14 protein-coding genes are annotated in these 16,078 nt (G+C 57.6%); 10 read left to right on the top strand and 4 right to left on the bottom strand.

What is annotated here, in order from left to right:
- Window positions 1–63 precede the first annotated feature (63 nt).
- From FEE99_RS03475 to tssI, 4 genes are read right to left on the bottom strand one after another with little or no spacing between them, the layout of a single operon-like run.
- Entirely contained in the window at window positions 64–2,394 is a 2,331-nt protein-coding gene (locus FEE99_RS03475) for a lipase family protein (protein ID WP_041476605.1), read from the bottom strand.
- Window positions 2,391–3,182 carry a hypothetical protein gene (locus FEE99_RS03470; protein ID WP_041476606.1) on the bottom strand — a complete coding sequence of 264 codons (792 nt, stop codon included), beginning with the start codon at window positions 3,180–3,182 and terminating at the stop codon, window positions 2,391–2,393. Before FEE99_RS03470 ends, FEE99_RS03475 begins: the two co-directional genes overlap by 4 nt.
- On the bottom strand, window positions 3,179–4,027 hold the full coding sequence (locus FEE99_RS03465) for a DUF4123 domain-containing protein (RefSeq protein WP_041476607.1): 849 nt from the start codon (window positions 4,025–4,027) through the stop codon (window positions 3,179–3,181). The genes FEE99_RS03470 and FEE99_RS03465 overlap by 4 nt, the downstream gene beginning before the upstream one ends.
- The gene (tssI, locus tag FEE99_RS03460; protein ID WP_041476608.1) at window positions 4,024–6,048 is read right to left on the bottom strand and encodes a type VI secretion system tip protein TssI/VgrG; all 2,025 of its coding nucleotides are present in this window, start codon (window positions 6,046–6,048) and stop codon (window positions 4,024–4,026) included. Before tssI ends, FEE99_RS03465 begins: the two co-directional genes overlap by 4 nt.
- Before the next feature lie 698 nt (window positions 6,049–6,746).
- Between tssI and tssA the strand changes: the two genes are divergently transcribed.
- From tssA to tssG, 10 genes are all read left to right on the top strand, one after another.
- Entirely contained in the window at window positions 6,747–8,309 is a 1,563-nt protein-coding gene (gene tssA / locus FEE99_RS03455) for a type VI secretion system protein TssA (RefSeq protein WP_041476610.1), read from the top strand.
- Between the two features lie 32 nt (window positions 8,310–8,341).
- Window positions 8,342–8,845, top strand: coding sequence for a type VI secretion system contractile sheath small subunit (tssB, locus tag FEE99_RS03450; RefSeq protein WP_016772498.1), 504 nt, complete (start codon window positions 8,342–8,344; stop codon window positions 8,843–8,845).
- 28 nt (window positions 8,846–8,873) lie between these two features.
- A complete protein-coding gene (gene tssC / locus FEE99_RS03445) occupies window positions 8,874–10,349 on the top strand; it encodes a type VI secretion system contractile sheath large subunit (protein WP_016772499.1) in 1,476 nt (491 codons plus the stop codon).
- Window positions 10,350–10,358: 9 nt separating this feature from the next.
- A complete protein-coding gene (gene tssE / locus FEE99_RS03440) occupies window positions 10,359–10,766 on the top strand; it encodes a type VI secretion system baseplate subunit TssE (protein ID WP_041476611.1) in 408 nt (135 codons plus the stop codon).
- Window positions 10,767–10,785: 19 nt separating this feature from the next.
- The gene (locus tag FEE99_RS03435; protein ID WP_237143795.1) at window positions 10,786–11,217 is read left to right on the top strand and encodes a hypothetical protein; all 432 of its coding nucleotides are present in this window, start codon (window positions 10,786–10,788) and stop codon (window positions 11,215–11,217) included.
- Between the two features lie 11 nt (window positions 11,218–11,228).
- Window positions 11,229–11,753, top strand: coding sequence for a PAAR domain-containing protein (locus tag FEE99_RS03430; protein WP_041476612.1), 525 nt, complete (start codon window positions 11,229–11,231; stop codon window positions 11,751–11,753).
- Between the two features lie 59 nt (window positions 11,754–11,812).
- Complete coding sequence (locus FEE99_RS03425; protein ID WP_041476613.1) at window positions 11,813–12,781, top strand: DUF6402 family protein; 969 nt, start codon at window positions 11,813–11,815, stop codon at window positions 12,779–12,781.
- Window positions 12,778–13,191 carry a hypothetical protein gene (locus FEE99_RS03420; protein ID WP_143978901.1) on the top strand — a complete coding sequence of 138 codons (414 nt, stop codon included), beginning with the start codon at window positions 12,778–12,780 and terminating at the stop codon, window positions 13,189–13,191. The genes FEE99_RS03425 and FEE99_RS03420 overlap by 4 nt, the downstream gene beginning before the upstream one ends.
- A gap of 124 nt (window positions 13,192–13,315) precedes the next feature.
- Window positions 13,316–15,103: a type VI secretion system baseplate subunit TssF gene (tssF, locus tag FEE99_RS03415; RefSeq protein ID WP_024014825.1), complete on the top strand. Its 1,788-nt coding sequence runs from the start codon at window positions 13,316–13,318 to the stop codon at window positions 15,101–15,103.
- Window positions 15,067–16,074, top strand: coding sequence for a type VI secretion system baseplate subunit TssG (gene tssG / locus FEE99_RS03410; RefSeq protein ID WP_041476614.1), 1,008 nt, complete (start codon window positions 15,067–15,069; stop codon window positions 16,072–16,074). Before tssF ends, tssG begins: the two co-directional genes overlap by 37 nt.
- Window positions 16,075–16,078 lie beyond the last annotated feature (4 nt).

The following is a 16,078-nucleotide window of genomic DNA, read 5'->3' as shown; positions in this document are numbered from 1 at the left end:
CTTAATTGCGCCGCCAAGCGCACTGCATGTCTTTTTGAGTCGAGAAAGGATTACGTCAGAGCGCTACACAATCGAATCAATATCCAGATGAAACGGCGCGCCAACTGCATGCCCACCGGTCATCGCGGCGATAGCGGCGTCGTGGTCTTCAGCGGCTTGCGGGATCATCGCCAGTTGCTCCTGAACCAGGTTTTCAGGGTGGGCGTTCCAGCGCAGCAGACTTTCCTCAACCCATTCGGGCTGGTCGGCATAGCTGCCGTAAACGTCGGTCTCAGTGACCCGTTGACTGCGCAGCGCTGTCAGGCGGGCCTTGGTCATGCTGATCTTGTCTATTTCCTGATTGAGCATCAGCGTCTTGTGCGCGCGCTCCTGCTCTCGCACGTAAGAACGGTGGTTGTTTTGCAGATCGCGCTTAACGGCCCGCAGCTGTTGCTGAATATTCTCCAGCGCGCTGCTGATCCACTCGAATTCGCGATTGGTCACCAGCGAACGCTTGAGCTGCAGTGCTTCCTGCCAACGGCGCAAGCTGGCCCAGCAGCCGGGGATGTAGCTGCCGACCATTGAGTGGTGACCCCGGTCGAACAACTGCCGCAGAAACGATCCGCGTTCGGGCAAGCCGTTGGTAGCGCGCAGGGCCTTGGCGCAGCCGTGATCGACGATCGTGCTGCAACCCGGCTCCCAGAGAAGGGAGGATCGGTGGTCCTTGTCGAACTCAACGGGCATGAAATGGCGCAAAGCACCGTGATGCCCATAGTCGTCGCCAAAGAAATTGATGATTCCCCAGATCAGCAGGCCGAGGCCGGCGACCGGGGTGAAGCCCAGCACCACGGCGTTGGTTGCGTACATCGGTCCAGGCTTGGCAAAGGTGTTCATCCAGGTCGCCGGCACGCTCGGTACCGGATCGTTCTGATTGACGATGCGGTGATGCACCAGCGATCTGGCGCTTTCGATGAAGGTGGTGTCGCCGGCGCGGGGGGCGCCGTAGGTGTAGAGCACGATTTGCGGGGAGAACTCCAGGTTGCGTCTCAGCATCTCGGACAGGATCAGTGCAACTGCACCGCCCAGACTGTGACCCGTGATCAGCAGCTTTTGCCCGCTGTAGAATTTTTCCAGATAAGTCACGATAAATGGATAAGCCGCCAAAGCGCCACCGTAGAAACCGCGGTGCACTTTGCCTTCTCCTTCCTGGAACGGAACCTGATAGGCATCTCCATCACGCAGACCGTCGGGCCAGATCTCACTGGTACCGCGTACGCTGATCAGGATCAGTTCGTCGTGGTGGCAGATGAAGGCCTGAGTGTCCGTGCTTTCGACCTGTTTGCGATCATCGAAAAAATGCAGTCTGGTGGGGTGTTCTTGTTGGTTCCCTAACGCGGGGTCATTCACTTCGGGGTAAAGGTTCGGGTCGAACGGCACCACTTCCAGGCGTTTCGAATACGGTACGTCTTCGTACAGTGGGTAGTATTTCTGCGTTTGCGAGTCATCGACTTTCCACAACTCGTCGAACTGCGGCAGCGCGTGGCCGAACCAGTTGCCGCTGCTGGGCTGTAGCGGAAAGCTTACCGTGTCGGTCTGCACCGGTTGAGTGTTGGGTTCCTGCCCGAAATCGGTGTAGCTCAGCGTCGCCATCACCGACAGCTGATAAAGGTTGAGCGCGCAGAACGCTTCGCCTGTCGACAGCATTGGCCGTAGCGCTCTCATCGGCCGTACTTCCAGCACATGGTGTTTGTTCGGCAGCAGTGCGACGCCCTTGGGCGGCGGCGGGGAAAACCCCAACTCGACGGTGGCCATCTCCGCCGCACTCAAGATGGTGTGCAGTCCGCCATCCGCAGAAGTTTTATCGACGACCGTGAAGTCTCTGGACTTCGCAGCGGGGCGCATGAGCTTGTGCGCCGCCCTCTTCGGAGCGTCGCGACGAGCAGCCAGCGGCGGCAAGTGGGCGATGTGTTTTACCAGTTCACTGACTTCGACCTGACAGTACGCGTCGGTTTCGGGCAGGTCCTTGGCCGGATTGGCCTGGGTGCGAGTACCTGTTTTATGGAAGAAGCGGGTCTTTTCGGCGCGGACTTGGAGTTCGGTAATGGGGAGGGGGTAGTCCAGTCTTTTTCTCAAGTCTCGATACAGCGCGTCTGCTCCTTGAAAAGGCTTATTCAGCTTGAGCACTACCGGGCCACAATGGTGGTTGTTTACCTTTGCCCAGCCTTTCGCATCCAGTTTTCCAGTATGAACGGTGTCTTCGTAGTCGGTGATCTCATATGCCAAGCCGGCGTAGGGTGTGCCGTCTCCGAACTCATTCACCAATTGAAAACTGGTCGAATGCCCGCGCATCGGGCAGGCGTGGATATCACCTTGCATGAAGGCGGTAACGCTTGTCGGTAAGGATTCGGCGTTCATGGAGTCTCGTCCGTGTTTTCATTGCAACTTGGATAGATTGTGCAAATCCGTCCATCAACCATTCTGAAGGTGCTGAAGTCTTCATAATTTCCATTGCAGTAACCACGCTGGTCCTCATAGCCTTCCCCCATACAGCGCTTCCAGCCACCAGGAACCTGGACCCAAGTGTCCCCCCAACCAGGTTGCTCTTCATTCGCTAGGTTTATTTTCAACCTCACGGTTTTTCCTGGGAGTTGATCCAGTGTGTACGCGCCATGAGGGCGGCTCCGGGCTACATTTCCTTCTTGATCCATTCCTTTACATCTCAACATTTTTATTAGGTTACGCTTGGGGCTGACTGTCCGAAAAAACCACATGCATTCGCCTGTAAACTCACCCTTGCCGTCCTCACTGAAAGTCCCCATCTGTCGTTCCAGCAACTCCGGGCGTACAGCAATCGAGGCGTAGTCATAGCTGAAGTTGCTTCGCCCTGAACCATAAATACCGATGACCTTGATCTCGATGTAATTCAGCGCCAGCGGACATTCGCTTACGGTTCTGTACAGCGGGATCTCGGAAGTCCCTTGGTACTTCATATTGGTTTTGTTGTATCCCAGCTGAGTGTTTCTCCCGCCAGGCACAGTGCATGTTTGGCCCTTGGCCGGAACATAGGTGGCCGTCAGGTCGTACTTGAATCCAGGTGGAAAATCCGGAACAAACATAAAGGTGTTCGGGGTCTTCACCGTCGTACAACCCACCAGCAATCCCAGGCAACCACTCAGCAGCAACCCTCGTTTCAAGTTCCTCATCGACCTACCTCTCCCTGCCAATACAACGCTTCCTGATATACCCGCTCAAAATGCATCGCCGGATCTTCACCGGGTTTGGGCAGCCATGATTTGCCTGGCCGATATCCCGGTAACTGCAAACTGCGCGTCAGCAAGAAATGCACTTGCTCCGGTTGTTGCCAGCCCCACAAGTGCGTCAGTTGAATCAGGCCCCACAACCATTCATCGACATCGAGTTGTTCGGCCAGCGTGGCCATGGCTTCGGTGTGTTCGCCGACCAGGTAACGGCGGGTGTTGTCGAACAGCACGTTGGCGTAGATCAGTTCCGGGGTCGGCGTGTGCAGCCACGGCGGATCCATCGGCAGCGGGTGGTGGCCGGGGTCCGGGTTGTCGATGGCGTTCCATCGCTCTGCGTGCCAATAGCAGACGCTGTTGAATGGCCCGAGAAACGCCGCGCGGTGCTCGGGTTGCAGGTGCGCCAGCGCACGGCCCAGAACCCGGTTGTCATGCACGCGGTACACCGCCTGATTCGGGCGTTCGCCGGTTATCAGGCGCTCGCGCCAATGCGCCGCCAGCAGATCAAGTTCGACGTGACGGGCACTGGCCAGCCAGCCCCAATTGCGCTCGGGCGTGGCGAGCAAGGTCTGGATCGCGGGATGCTGCGCCGTATCGATCTGCAACAGCAGCGGGCCGGTCGGCACCAGCGACTCGGCCGGCGTGCCGGTGTAGAGCGGACGAAACCGCTCGGTGCCGAGGTCGCGGGTCAACGCAGCGTGCTCTGCGCTGTGGCCGTCGGTGTCGAGCATCAGATACAGTTCACAGCCGGCGCTGGACTGAGCGTGCAACCATTGTTCGACCGGGCTCATGCGACTTCTCCCAGCTCGCACTGACCCGCCGCGCAGGCTTCGCACAGCGGGCAAAAATCCGCTGCCTGCTGGCGGGCGCTGTTGACGATCGACAGCGGTGTGGCGCTGTTCGGAAGAACTAGGCCAGCCTCTGCCTGTAGCGGTTGTAGCGGTGCGAGCCCCGGCAGTGGCGCGCCGCCCTGAACGATGGGCACGCTGCTGAAAATCCCGCCGGCATTGATCACGATGTGATGGCCGCCCGCTGACAGCGTCAGGCTCATGCCGGCATCGATCACCACGTTGCTTGCCGTGACATGCGCCTGCTGGCCGGCCTGGATCACCAGAGCGCCCAGGGTCTGGCTGCTGGTGCCGCTGACCTGCAACAAGTCATCGGCGTTGATCACGGTGCTGCGCAGCCCTTGATGAGTGCGCGAATCCCTGCCTTCGATAAGGCTGGTGCTGTCATTGCCGACATGCTCATGGCGGTCGCGAGTGATCAGGCTGCGGCTGTCGTTGAGGATCAGTTGCTCGAGGTCGCGCTGCGCGCGCAGGCAGATTTTCTCCTGCCCGGCGCGATCCTCGATCGACAGCTCGTTGTAGCCGCCATTGCGCGGCGAACTCTGGCTGCGTAATACCGTGCGGGTTTTACTCGCCGGCAAGGGATGAGCGACGGCATTGACCTTGTTGGCGACGCAGCCGGTAATCAGCGGTTGGTCCGGGTCGCCTTCCTGGAAGGTCACGACCACTTCCATGTCGACCCGGGGAATGGTCACCGCACCGAATCCGTCACCTGCCCAACTGGACGCTACGCGTAACCAGCAGCTGCTTTTTTCGCTGTTGCGTTCAGCGCGATCCCAGGGAAACTCGACACGAACCCTGCCGTATTCATCACAGAAGATCTCCTCTCCGGGAGGCCCGGTAACGCGCGCGGTCTGGCAGACCAGCAAGGGCCTTGGCGCGGGCAAAGGCGGGCGGTAAACCACCTCTGCGGGAATGGCCCTGAAGGTATTGCGATAGCCCTGGGAAAAACCATCGGCAGGTTTCGCCTCGCTGCTGAAAGCCTCTTCGAGCACTGCCGGTTGCTTGCCTTCGTGACTAAGACTGACCAACAGCCACAACTCGTTGCAGTCGGCCCTGGGATGTTCGCTCAGCTTGAACAGGTGACCGCTGCGCAAAATCGCCTGATTGCTTTTGCCTTCAATCCATTGATAGTCGCTGCGATGGCGCTCCAATGCCTGACGCACCAGCTGTTTGCCGTGCTTCTCGGACTTGATCAGCAGTGGATAGCGATAGTCCTCCAGAGCCGGCGTGAATTCTGCGGTGAAGCGGCTTTCCAGTAGCAGGCTTGGGCGCTTGAGGTCATAGTCGCGGCGGGTGACCGTGCTGGTACGGGTGTTGAAGCCCATGCTCAGGTGGTTGACCACCGGGTGTTCGGCGACCATGCCGCTATCGACCCTGAAGGGTGTGGTACCCAATTTGCGCGCGAACACCGGGCTGTCGCTGAACACCAGCAAGTGCCTGTCGAGCGAATGCTGGTGGTGCCAGGCAATACCCTCTTCGGCGCACAGGCGCTGGATGAACAGGAAGTCGCTTTCGCCGTATTGCGTGCAGTACTCACGAGGCTCACCGGCGGCGACATTGAACGTGAAGTCATCGGCCTGGATGCCATGCCCTTTGAGCACTTGCGCGATGATCTGCGCCACTGTCAGTTGCTGAAAAATCCGCTGGTCGTGGCTCATTTGCAGATAATGCAGCGCCGGTACCAGTGACAGCTCATAGCGGGTCAGGCGCTTTCCCGATTCGCCGAGCATGACATTTTCGATCCGCCCGTGAATGCCTTCGCCCGCTAACCCGAATTGCAGAAAAGCAGGCTGGCTGAGCAGGCTTTCCAGATCGAAGTCCGCGTACTCGCTCACCAGCTCGATGCGAAATGCGTACAGCTGACTGATCGCTTCGGTGCCAGTGAACGCGAGCACCTTGAAGTCGTGACGAATGGCCGGGATATGCAGTGAGAATGGCGCGCAGTGGCCTTTGCCGAACATGGGCTTGTCCTTAAGCAAAGTGAGTCAAAGCGCGATACCGTCCTCCCTGATCGCCGCGCATGAAAAGTTGCCAAGGCAAGCTAGCGGCGCGGCAAACTAATTGATGTAAGAAGTATCCCTGAAATTTGTCAGAGTATTCCGGTGTGGAAGTCTTGGTTGGAATGCGAGAAGTGTCTGTAGGACGCGGCTCGGATAACTATCGAAGTGCCAGTATTTGCCGGGGGAGTAAAGTTTCAGAATAATGAAATGCCATCATTATAGTGGCACTTTTTGCATTGATCGTTGTCGCTGCAAACTTCTCGATGGAACCCGGTCATTTTAGGAAGTGTCCTACTTCTTTTTTTTTTTGAATTTGGCATGCTGCACGCCGCTCGAGGGTGCGGGCGTCAGGTAAACTCGCCCGGCTGCGGCCGAGGCTCTGGGACAATGGTTTGGCGGGAGCCGGGAAAATGCGCTGATTTATAAACGGCATCAGGGAAACCCCTGCGATATATAGGGCGATCTCCTACAGACCGCAATGAACAGTTCGTCTTGTTGTTTAATCAGATGCTTGCTAGTGGCCATCATAGTGATTACGATGCGCCCACTTGAAAGAGCACATCTCAATTGGATGAGTCGCTGAACTGCTCTTCGATACTGTCCCGCGTTGCTGAAACTCCATTCGCGCGCATGACTGTAATCCTTAATAAAGGCCATGGATGTCCTACTCAAGCAAACTTTCCGCCCATTACCTCGAACTCGCAAAAGTCTCTGTTTCCAAAGAGAATTTCGCGGGCGAAGACGTTCGTTTTTCGATCGAATTCGAGGCGCTGGAAAGTGAGCTGGCCAAGGCTTCGTCGATGCACGAAAGCGGGCAGATCGACTGGCTGAAAATCCGCGAAAACAGCGAAAATCTGCTGCGTACCCAATCCAAGGATCTGCGTGTCGGCGCCTGGCTGACGTGGTCGCTATACCAGCGCGAATCCTTCCCCGGGCTGCTTGCCGGCCTCGGTCTGCTGCACCATCTGTCGGAAAACAACTGGGCCGACGTCCACCCGCTCAAACCCCGCACCCGTGCCGCCGCGATCGGCTGGCTGGTGCCGCGTCTCGAGCAGGTCATCACCGAAAACATTGCGATCAAAGAGCAGTTGCCGATGTTCCGGCAGCTCTCTGAGCACCTGGCCGGCCTTGAGGCCGCGTGCACTGAACATCTGGGCGATGACGCGCCACTGCTGCTGCCGATCTCCCGCCGCCTGAAAACCATGATTCAGCGCGCCGCCGACAACCAGCCGGCACCCGGCGTGGTGGGCGCGGCGGTGGCGCAGGTCAAGCAGGCCGCGACCCAGCTGCTCACTCCTGGCGCACCGATCGACAACGAGCGGGATGCGCACAAAGCCCTGCGCGCCCAGCAGGACAGCGCCCGGCCGTTGTGTGCCTGGTGGCTCAAGCAGAAGGCTACCGATCTGCGTGCCCTGCGCCTCAATCGCACGCTGTTGTGGATGACCATCGACGCGGTGCCCGAGCGCAACGCCGAGCAGATCACCGTGCTGCGCGGTCTGCCGCTGGAAAAACTCAAGCTCTATCAGGACCGTTTCGATCAGGGCAAATACGCCGACCTGCTGGTGGAACTGGAGGCGAGCCTGGCGAAGGCGCCGTTCTGGTTCGATGGCCAGAGGATGGTCTGGGAATGTCTCCAGAACCTCAACGCCGAGCTGGCCATGCGCGAAGTGGAAATCCACTTCGCGCTTTTGATTCAGCGCCTGCCGGGCATCATCGAGTTGCGCTTCCATGACGGCGCGCCGTTTGCCGATCCGTCCACCCGGGCGTGGATCGCCGCCAATGTCATGCCGCACCTGCAAAGCGCCAGCGCGCCGCGCAAGGTCGAAAGCGAGAACGTCGAAACCCAGCCGGCCTGGGAAAAAGCCCTCGAGGAAGTCCAGCCGATTCTGCGCAAGGAAGGTTTGAAGCCGGCCGTGCAGATTCTCAAGCAGGGTCTGCAATCGGCCCACGGTGGTCGCGAACGCTTCTTCTGGCAGTTCACCCTCGCGCGGCTGTGTTTCCTGGCCAAGAAATACGAACTGGCCAAGAACCAGCTCGAAACCCTCGATCAGACATTACAGGACTCAGGCCTGCACGCCTGGGAGCCCGATCTTGCATTGCAAGTGCTGCACCTGCTGCACAGTTGCTGCGAGTTGTTGCCGCAGAACCACGCCGTACGTGAAAGCAAGGAAGAGATTTATCGCAGGCTGTGCCACCTCGACCTCGAAGTGGTACTCGAATAGGCCCCAGGGCCACAACCGCAAGGAGAAAAGCCATGGCCAAAGAAGGCTCGGTAGCCCCCAAGGAACGCATCAACGTCACCTTCAAACCCGCCACCGGCGGAGCTCAGGAAGAGATTGAACTGCCGCTGAAGCTGCTGGCAATCGGTGACTACACCCACCGCAAGGACGATCGCAAAATCGAAGATCGCAAGCCGATCAGCATCGACAAGATGACCTTCGACGAAGTGTTGGCCAAGCAAGAGCTGGGTCTGACGCTGAGCGTGCCGAACCGTCTGCAGGAAGATGGCGAGGCTGAAGAGCTGGCCGTGCAATTGCGCGTCAATTCGATGAAGGACTTCAACCCGGCCAGCCTGGTCGAGCAAGTGCCTGAGCTGAAAAAACTGATGGAACTGCGCGATGCGCTGGTGGCCCTCAAAGGCCCGCTGGGTAACGCACCTGCGTTCCGTAAAGCGATCGAAGGCGTGCTCGCCGACGACGAATCCCGCGGTCGCGTACTCGGTGAGCTGGGCCTGAACGCCGCAGCCCCGGACGCCTGAGACTCCAGTAGCCAAGGAAGCCAACACAATGAGCACTAGCGCAGCACAAGAGAAGAGCGCCGCCAGCGGCGAATACAGCATTCTCGACAGCATCATCGCCGAAACCCGTCTGACCCCGGACGACGAAGCCTACGACATCGCCAAGCGTGGCGTGTCGGCGTTCATCGAAGAGCTGCTCAAGCCGCAGAACAACGGTGAGCCGGTCAAGAAAGCCATGGTTGACCGCATGATCGCCGAGATCGATGCCAAGCTCAGCCGTCAGATGGACGAGATCCTGCACCACCCGGATTTCCAGGCGCTGGAATCGTCGTGGCGTGGTCTGCAGTTGCTGGTCGACCGCACCAACTTCCGCGAAAACATCAAGATCGAAATCCTCAACGTCTCCAAAGAAGACCTGCTGGACGATTTCGAAGACTCGCCGGAAGTCATGCAGTCGGGCCTGTACAAGCATATCTACACCGCTGAATACGGCCAGTTCGGTGGTCAGCCGGTGGGCGCGATCATCGCCAACTACTACATGTCGCCAAGCTCGCCAGACGTCAAGCTGATGCAGTACGTGGCCAGCGTTTCGTGCATGTCCCACGCGCCGTTCATCGCTGCCGCCGGGCCGAAATTCTTCGGTCTGGAAAGCTTCACCGGCCTGCCGGATCTGAAAGATCTGAAAGACCACTTCGAAGGCCCGCAATTCGCCAAATGGCAGAGCTTCCGTACCTCGGAAGACTCGCGCTACGTTGGCCTGACCGTGCCGCGTTTCCTGCTGCGTAACCCGTACGATCCGGAAGAAAACCCGGTGAAATCGTTCGTGTACAAGGAAACCGTTGCCAACAGCCATGAGCACTACCTGTGGGGCAACACCGCTTACGCGTTCGGCACCAAACTGACCGACAGCTTCGCCAAATTCCGCTGGTGCCCGAACATCATCGGCCCACAGAGCGGTGGCGCGGTTGAAGACCTGCCGTTGCACCACTTCGAAAGCATGGGCGAAATCGAAACCAAGATCCCTACCGAAGTACTGGTTTCCGACCGTCGTGAATACGAACTGGCCGAGGAAGGCTTCATCTCCCTGACCATGCGCAAAGGCTCCGACAACGCGGCGTTCTTCTCCGCCAGCTCGGTGCAGAAGCCGAAGTTCTTCGGCATCAGCGCAGAAGGCAAGGCGGCAGAGCTGAACTACAAGCTCGGCACCCAACTGCCGTACATGATGATCGTCAACCGTCTGGCTCACTACTTGAAAGTGCTGCAGCGCGAGCAACTCGGTTCGTGGAAAGAGCGTACCGACCTCGAGCTGGAACTGAACAAGTGGATCCGTCAGTACGTTGCCGACCAGGAAAACCCGAGCGCCGAAGTGCGTGGCCGTCGTCCGCTGCGCGCTGCGCAAGTGATCGTCAGCGACGTTGAAGGCGAGCCGGGCTGGTACCGCGTGAGCTTGAACGTGCGTCCGCACTTCAAGTACATGGGTGCCGATTTCACCCTGTCGCTGGTTGGCAAGCTGGACAAAGAGTAAGAGCGACTCATGGACGGATACGGCAGCCTGTTCGAACGCCTCAACGGCGACGCACAACTACGCAAGGGCAACAGCCTTGAGGCTTGCGCCATGGCGTCAGTGGCTGCCCATCTGGCCAAAATGCTCAGCACCCGGGCCGGCAGCGTGCAAACGCTGGCCGACTACGGGTTGCCCGATCTCAATGACATGCGCCTGAGCCTGCACGACTCCCTGAGTCAGGCCCGCCTGGCTATCGAAAACTTCATCGAAGCCTACGAGCCACGCCTGAGCAACGTGCGTGTCATTTCCCTGCCGCGTGACCACGATCAACTTCGCCTGGCCTTCAGTATCGAAGGCCTGCTGGAAGTCGAAGGGTTCAAGCGCCAGGTCAGTTTTTCCGCGCGCCTGGATGGCAGCGGTCAAGTGAAGGTGAATTAGGACCATGCGAGGGAGCGCCGTGAATCCGGGTGCGTTGGCGAAGTGGGGGCGTGGCGTGTTGCTATTTCTCGCCCTGACGGCTGCTGCCCTCGTTTCAGCTGCCTGTTACGTGAAGACGACGGCGGCACGGCTGGCTCACGAGTACTCCACCGACTGGAACGATGCGGGTACGTGCTTCATCCGCTCCTACATTCCGCAGTATTCGGCCCTCGGCATACCGGGAATGATTTTCAAGCTGTTTGCCAGCGAAGCCTTTTTCCGGGTCTACGCAAAAGACGGCACGCTGCTGAAATCGTCCGAATGGTTGCTCTGGCAGAACGAGTTCACCACCGATGAACGCTCGCAATGGGTATACGGTCACGCGATCTACCCGACAGTTACGGGTTACGAAGGCTGGAATATTCCAGCGTGTGGTCAAGAAATGAACAGTCCTCAAGCCAAGGTCAACTAAGGAGATCCCCGATGTCTGGCAAACCCGCAGCACGCGTATCCGACCCCACCGCTTGCCCGCTCCCCGGCCACGGCACCAACCCGATCGCCGCCGGTTCCGGCGACGTGTTCTTCGACGGCCTCGCGGCCGCCCGCCAAGGCGATGCCTCGGCGTGTGGTGGTGCGATGTCCGGCGGTTTGGCGACCACTGTGTTGATCAACGGCAAGCCTGCCGCGACGGTTGATTCGGTGGGGACTCATGGCAACAAGGTCACGGCTGGGTCCGGGACGGTGATTATTGGCAATTCGCATTCGCCGGCGCCGTTTGTTCCGCCGTTGCCGGTGGAGATTCAGTGGCCGTTTAACGAGCACTTTGTGATCAATTGCGAAGAAACAGGCAAACCCCTTGCAGGCGTGGAGTACACACTTAAAACCGCATCGGGGAAAATCATAAACGGCGTGACTGGCGCGGATGGGAAAACTCAAAAAGTATTCTCCGCTACTGCAGAGGCAATTGAGTTGATTATCGAGCCTCAGAGCAGAGTCGTGCTCGCTTAGTTTCTCTTTTGAATTACAGAAATTTTGATTGCTGGAAAATATAGCAAAGGGATAGAGGAATGGCAGCGAAGACAGTGGCAACCATGATGACTCCGGCAAGTAATAACTCCGGTCAGATTGCTACTGCTCGCCAGTTCAAAATTACCGATATTCCAAATACGATGAAAAAAATCAATTGGCCCGTTGCTGCTGCGTTGATGAGCCATTGGTTCAATGGCAAGCCATGGACAACAAAAGATGGTGGAATGGATGATGTCGTAAAAAGACATGAGGCATTTTCACCTGCAGAGTACATCGAAGAAACCATCGTAAAAATGAATTGGGTCCTTGGATTCAAGCGTGCAAACGCAGCATTCAAACATTTGAAGGCCAACTGGAACAGCCCCGCTGGAATAAATCTGATAAAGACAAGATTGCTTAAGAAATTTTCCAATAGTGCTCCTGGCTGTTATCCGTTGACTTTTAATGGCGTGGCCAGTGCTGCAGAGAAATTCGGCTACTCAAATAACAAAGTTGTAGAGTTCGAGCAGGCTGGTGATGATGAAGTCAATGAGCTTCGCGCTGCACTTGCGAATTTCAATATGCGCGTGATTGCCGAAGGGGCGGTGGTGGTGACAGGCAAGAATATTGTTTTTACGCCATCGAAAATCGGCTTTTACATTGAAGATGCGTATGATTTTAATGATGGAGTTGCTCTTTTTAGCCAGATTCTAGGTTATTGGAATTTCGATAAATTGGTCACTGACCCGGTTGAAGGCGTCAAAGCAAACGCTAAGCTGGCGGCTGAAATGAACTCTGTATTGGCTGAGTCTGCATATAAACGGGTTAGGGGAGAACAAACACCTCAGCAGAGAGAAGAGGCCGTTCGCCGGTATAAAGAGCTGGAAGGTAAGCATTACATGCTGGTTCAGAATAGCGATTTTCGAGATTATCGGGATGTGAATAAGAAAGGCGGGGATTTTCGCGTTTACTCAGACGTTTTGTACGAAAGCGTATCCGTGGCTCCTATCGAGGCGATCTCTAAATGAGTTCATGGCGCAAGTTTTTTCTAAGTTTGGCCGCACTACTGGTCAGTTTTTTAATTGCCGTCGCTTTTATCGTGAATGGAGTTTTGAGTCGTGCGCCTGATGTCTCAAAAAAGAGCCCTTACGGCCACTATCTTATAGAGTCAGTACCGGCCAGTTCGCTTTTGACTCCGCGAGACTCGGTTTACTTGCGTTTTACGGATTTGAATGACCTTGGTCATGTTTATCGAACTCCTTTGTTTTCTGATGTTTCACTGGATATGACCGCTGATGAAAGTGATGATGCTGTCGGTGTTGTTTTTATTATGCTGGATAAAAAAAACAAGGCGTTCACGCTGGCGCTATCTAATCCAAGAAAGCATTGGCTGGATCTGTTTATCAGCAACACTCCGTATGAGGTTATTCCCAATTGAAGTGCCGAACCTTAGTTGGGCAAATCACGGTAAGTACTTTGGCGCGAATTAGTAATAATAAATGAGCGGTGGCTTGCGGCCAGCACGGAATATTTAATTCAGATTATGATCAGGCAATCACTCCATGTCCTTTAACCACTACTACCAAAGCGAACTCACCGCACTGCGCCAGCTCGGTCGCCGATTCGCCGAGCGTAGTCCGGCGCTGGCGCCGTATCTGGGACAGGCCGGTCGGGATCCGGATGTGGAGCGGTTGCTGGAAGGCTTTGCGTTCCTTACCGGGCGTCTGCGCCAGAAGCTCGATGACGAACTGCCGGAGCTCAGCCATTCGCTGATGCAGCTGCTGTGGCCGAACTACATGCGTCCGCTGCCGGCGTTCAGCATTCTGCAGTTTGATCCGCTCAAGCGTTCCGGCCCGGCGCTGCTGGTTGAGCGCGATACGCCGATCGAGAGCAAGCCGATCGAAGACGTGCGCTGCCGCTTCCGAACGTGCTACCCGACCGAGGTGTTGCCGCTGGATCTGGCTGCGCTGAATTACTCGGTGAAGGGCGATGGCTCGCTGCTCAGCCTGCGTCTGGAAATGAGCGCTGACGGCCACCTCGGCGAACTGGAGCTGAGCAAGTTGCGCCTGCACTTTGCCGGTGAGCGCTACATCAGCCAGATGCTCTACCTGAGCCTGCTGCGCAACCTCGACGGCATCGAACTGATCCCGCTTGACGGCGCCGGCAAGCCGATCGATGGCGTCAGCGGCAAGCCGATGGCGTTCAAGATTCCCGGCGACCGGGTGAAACCGGTGGGTTTTGCCGAAGAAGAAGCGTTGATCCCGTATCCGCTGAATACCTTCCGTGGCTATCGCTACCTGCAGGAGTATTTCGCCTTCCAAGACAAGTTCCTGTTCGTCGACGTCAACGGTCTGGACATTCTCAAGGCGCTGCCGGAAGACACGCTCAAGCAGATGCGTGGCCTCGAATTGCGTTTCGACATTCGCAAGAGCGGCATCATGCGTATGCGCCCGACCCTCGATAACGTGAAGCTGTTCTGCACGCCGATCGTCAATCTGTTCGAGCACGACGCACTGCCAATTCGTCTTGATGGCAAGCAGGACGAATACCTGTTGCTGCCGGCGGAATACGACCTGGAAAACTGCGGTGTGTTCTCGGTGGAAACCGTGACGGGATGGAAGCCCGGCGGCCTCGGTTATCAGGAATACGTGCCGTTCGAATCCTTTGAGCACGACCCGAGTTTCGACGTGCCCAACAGCCGTCCGCATTACAGCATTCGCCAGCGTTCGTCCTTGTTGCATGACGGCCTCGACACCTACCTGAGCTTCGGCATCCGCCACACCGAAGCCCACGAAACCCTGTCGATCGAGCTGATGTGCACCAACCAGAACCTGCCGAAAAAGCTCAAGCTCGGCGACATCTGCATGGCCAGCGAGCAGACCCCGGAATTCCTCAGTTTCCGCAACATCACCCCGGCCACTCCGAGTTTCGCGCCACCGCTGAACCGTGACTTCCTGTGGAAGCTGATCAGCAACATGTCGCTTAACTATCTGTCGCTGGCGGACGTCAATGCGTTGAAGGTGATTCTGGAAACCTACGACCTGCCGCGCTACTACGACCAGCACGCGGAGAAGGTCAGCAAGCGCCTGCTGGGCGGCCTCAAGCACATCAAGCATCACCACGTCGACCGACTGCATCGCGGTCTGCCGGTACGCGGCTTGCGCACCGAACTGACCATCGACCCGGAAGGCTATATCGGCGAAGGCGACCTGTTCGTCTTCGCTTCGGTTCTCAACGAGTTTTTCGCGCTTTACGCCAGTCTCAATTCATTCCATGAGCTGCGGGTAAAAAGCACACAGGGAGAGGTGTACCAATGGACACCACGTATGGGCCTGCAGCCCCTGCTTTAAGCGGGCTGACCAAGGTAATACGCGAGTACTCGCTGTTTCAGGCCGTGCTGCTGGTGATCGACCGGCTGCGCGAGGCACACCCGCATCTGAGCGAAGACGATCTGTACGACCAGGTCGAGTTCCAGGCCAACCCGAGCCTGGGCTTTCCGCGCAGCGACGTCGATCGCGTCGAGTTTTTCGAAGAACACGGCAAGATGCGCGCGCGCATGCGCTTCAACCTGATCGGCCTGGTCGGCTCCGGTTCGCCGCTGCCGGCGTTCTATGGCGAACAGGCCTTGGGCGACAGCGAGGACGGCAACCCGACGCGCAATTTCCTCGACCTGTTCCACCATCGCCTGCAACGACTGATGCTGCCGATCTGGCGCAAGTACCGCTACCGCGCGAGCTTCCAGAGCGGCGCGATCGATCCGTTCTCGGCGCAACTTTTTGCGCTGATCGGCCTGGGCGGCGACGAGATCCGCAAGGCCAAGGAACTCAACTGGAAACGCCTGCTGCCGTACCTCGGCCTGCTCAGTTTGCGGGCGCACTCGGCGGCGCTGATCGAAGCCGTACTGCGTTACTACTTCAAGCACGAAGACCTGGTCATCGAGCAGTGCATCGAGCGCCGCGTGGAAATTCTCGACGAGCAGCGCAATCGTTTGGGCCGCGCCAATAGCGTACTCGGCGAAGACCTGGTGCTGGGCGAGCGCGTGCGCGATCGCAGCGGCAAATTCCGCATTCACATTACCGAACTCGACTGGCAGCGATTCCATGAATTCCTGCCGATCGGGTTCGGCTACCAGCCGCTCTGCGCGCTGGTGCGGTTCACCTTGCGTGACCCGCTCGATTACGACATTCGCCTGGTCCTGCGCCAGGAAGAAATCCGCGAACTGCGCATCGGTGAGCAGAACGCCTGTCGCCTCGGTTGGACCAGTTGGCTGGGCCGCGAAAAAGCGGACGGCGTGGTGACCCTGGGCAGCAAAATTCATTAAGGAC

This window comes from Pseudomonas sp. ef1, from assembly GCF_007293365.2.
Taxonomy (GTDB): Bacteria; Pseudomonadota; Gammaproteobacteria; order Pseudomonadales; family Pseudomonadaceae; genus Aquipseudomonas; species Aquipseudomonas siliginis.
This window is presented reverse-complemented; position numbering and strand designations above follow the sequence as displayed.

What these genes read in the sequence shown, in the direction of transcription:
- tssE (WP_041476611.1), top strand. Translation starts at nt 10,359, where the DNA reads ATGGACGGATACGGCAGCCTGTTCGAACGCCTCAACGGCGACGCACAA.
- FEE99_RS03430 (WP_041476612.1), top strand. Translation starts at nt 11,229, where the DNA reads ATGTCTGGCAAACCCGCAGCACGCGTATCCGACCCCACCGCTTGCCCG.
- tssI (WP_041476608.1), bottom strand. Translation starts at nt 6,048, where the DNA reads ATGTTCGGCAAAGGCCACTGCGCGCCATTCTCACTGCATATCCCGGCC.
- tssF (WP_024014825.1), top strand. Translation starts at nt 13,316, where the DNA reads ATGTCCTTTAACCACTACTACCAAAGCGAACTCACCGCACTGCGCCAG.
- tssB (WP_016772498.1), top strand. Translation starts at nt 8,342, where the DNA reads ATGGCCAAAGAAGGCTCGGTAGCCCCCAAGGAACGCATCAACGTCACC.
- FEE99_RS03475 (WP_041476605.1), bottom strand. Translation starts at nt 2,394, where the DNA reads ATGAACGCCGAATCCTTACCGACAAGCGTTACCGCCTTCATGCAAGGT.
- FEE99_RS03470 (WP_041476606.1), bottom strand. Translation starts at nt 3,182, where the DNA reads ATGAGGAACTTGAAACGAGGGTTGCTGCTGAGTGGTTGCCTGGGATTG.
- tssC (WP_016772499.1), top strand. Translation starts at nt 8,874, where the DNA reads ATGAGCACTAGCGCAGCACAAGAGAAGAGCGCCGCCAGCGGCGAATAC.
- FEE99_RS03420 (WP_143978901.1), top strand. Translation starts at nt 12,778, where the DNA reads ATGAGTTCATGGCGCAAGTTTTTTCTAAGTTTGGCCGCACTACTGGTC.
- FEE99_RS03465 (WP_041476607.1), bottom strand. Translation starts at nt 4,027, where the DNA reads ATGAGCCCGGTCGAACAATGGTTGCACGCTCAGTCCAGCGCCGGCTGT.
- tssG (WP_041476614.1), top strand. Translation starts at nt 15,067, where the DNA reads ATGGACACCACGTATGGGCCTGCAGCCCCTGCTTTAAGCGGGCTGACC.
- FEE99_RS03425 (WP_041476613.1), top strand. Translation starts at nt 11,813, where the DNA reads ATGGCAGCGAAGACAGTGGCAACCATGATGACTCCGGCAAGTAATAAC.
- tssA (WP_041476610.1), top strand. Translation starts at nt 6,747, where the DNA reads ATGTCCTACTCAAGCAAACTTTCCGCCCATTACCTCGAACTCGCAAAA.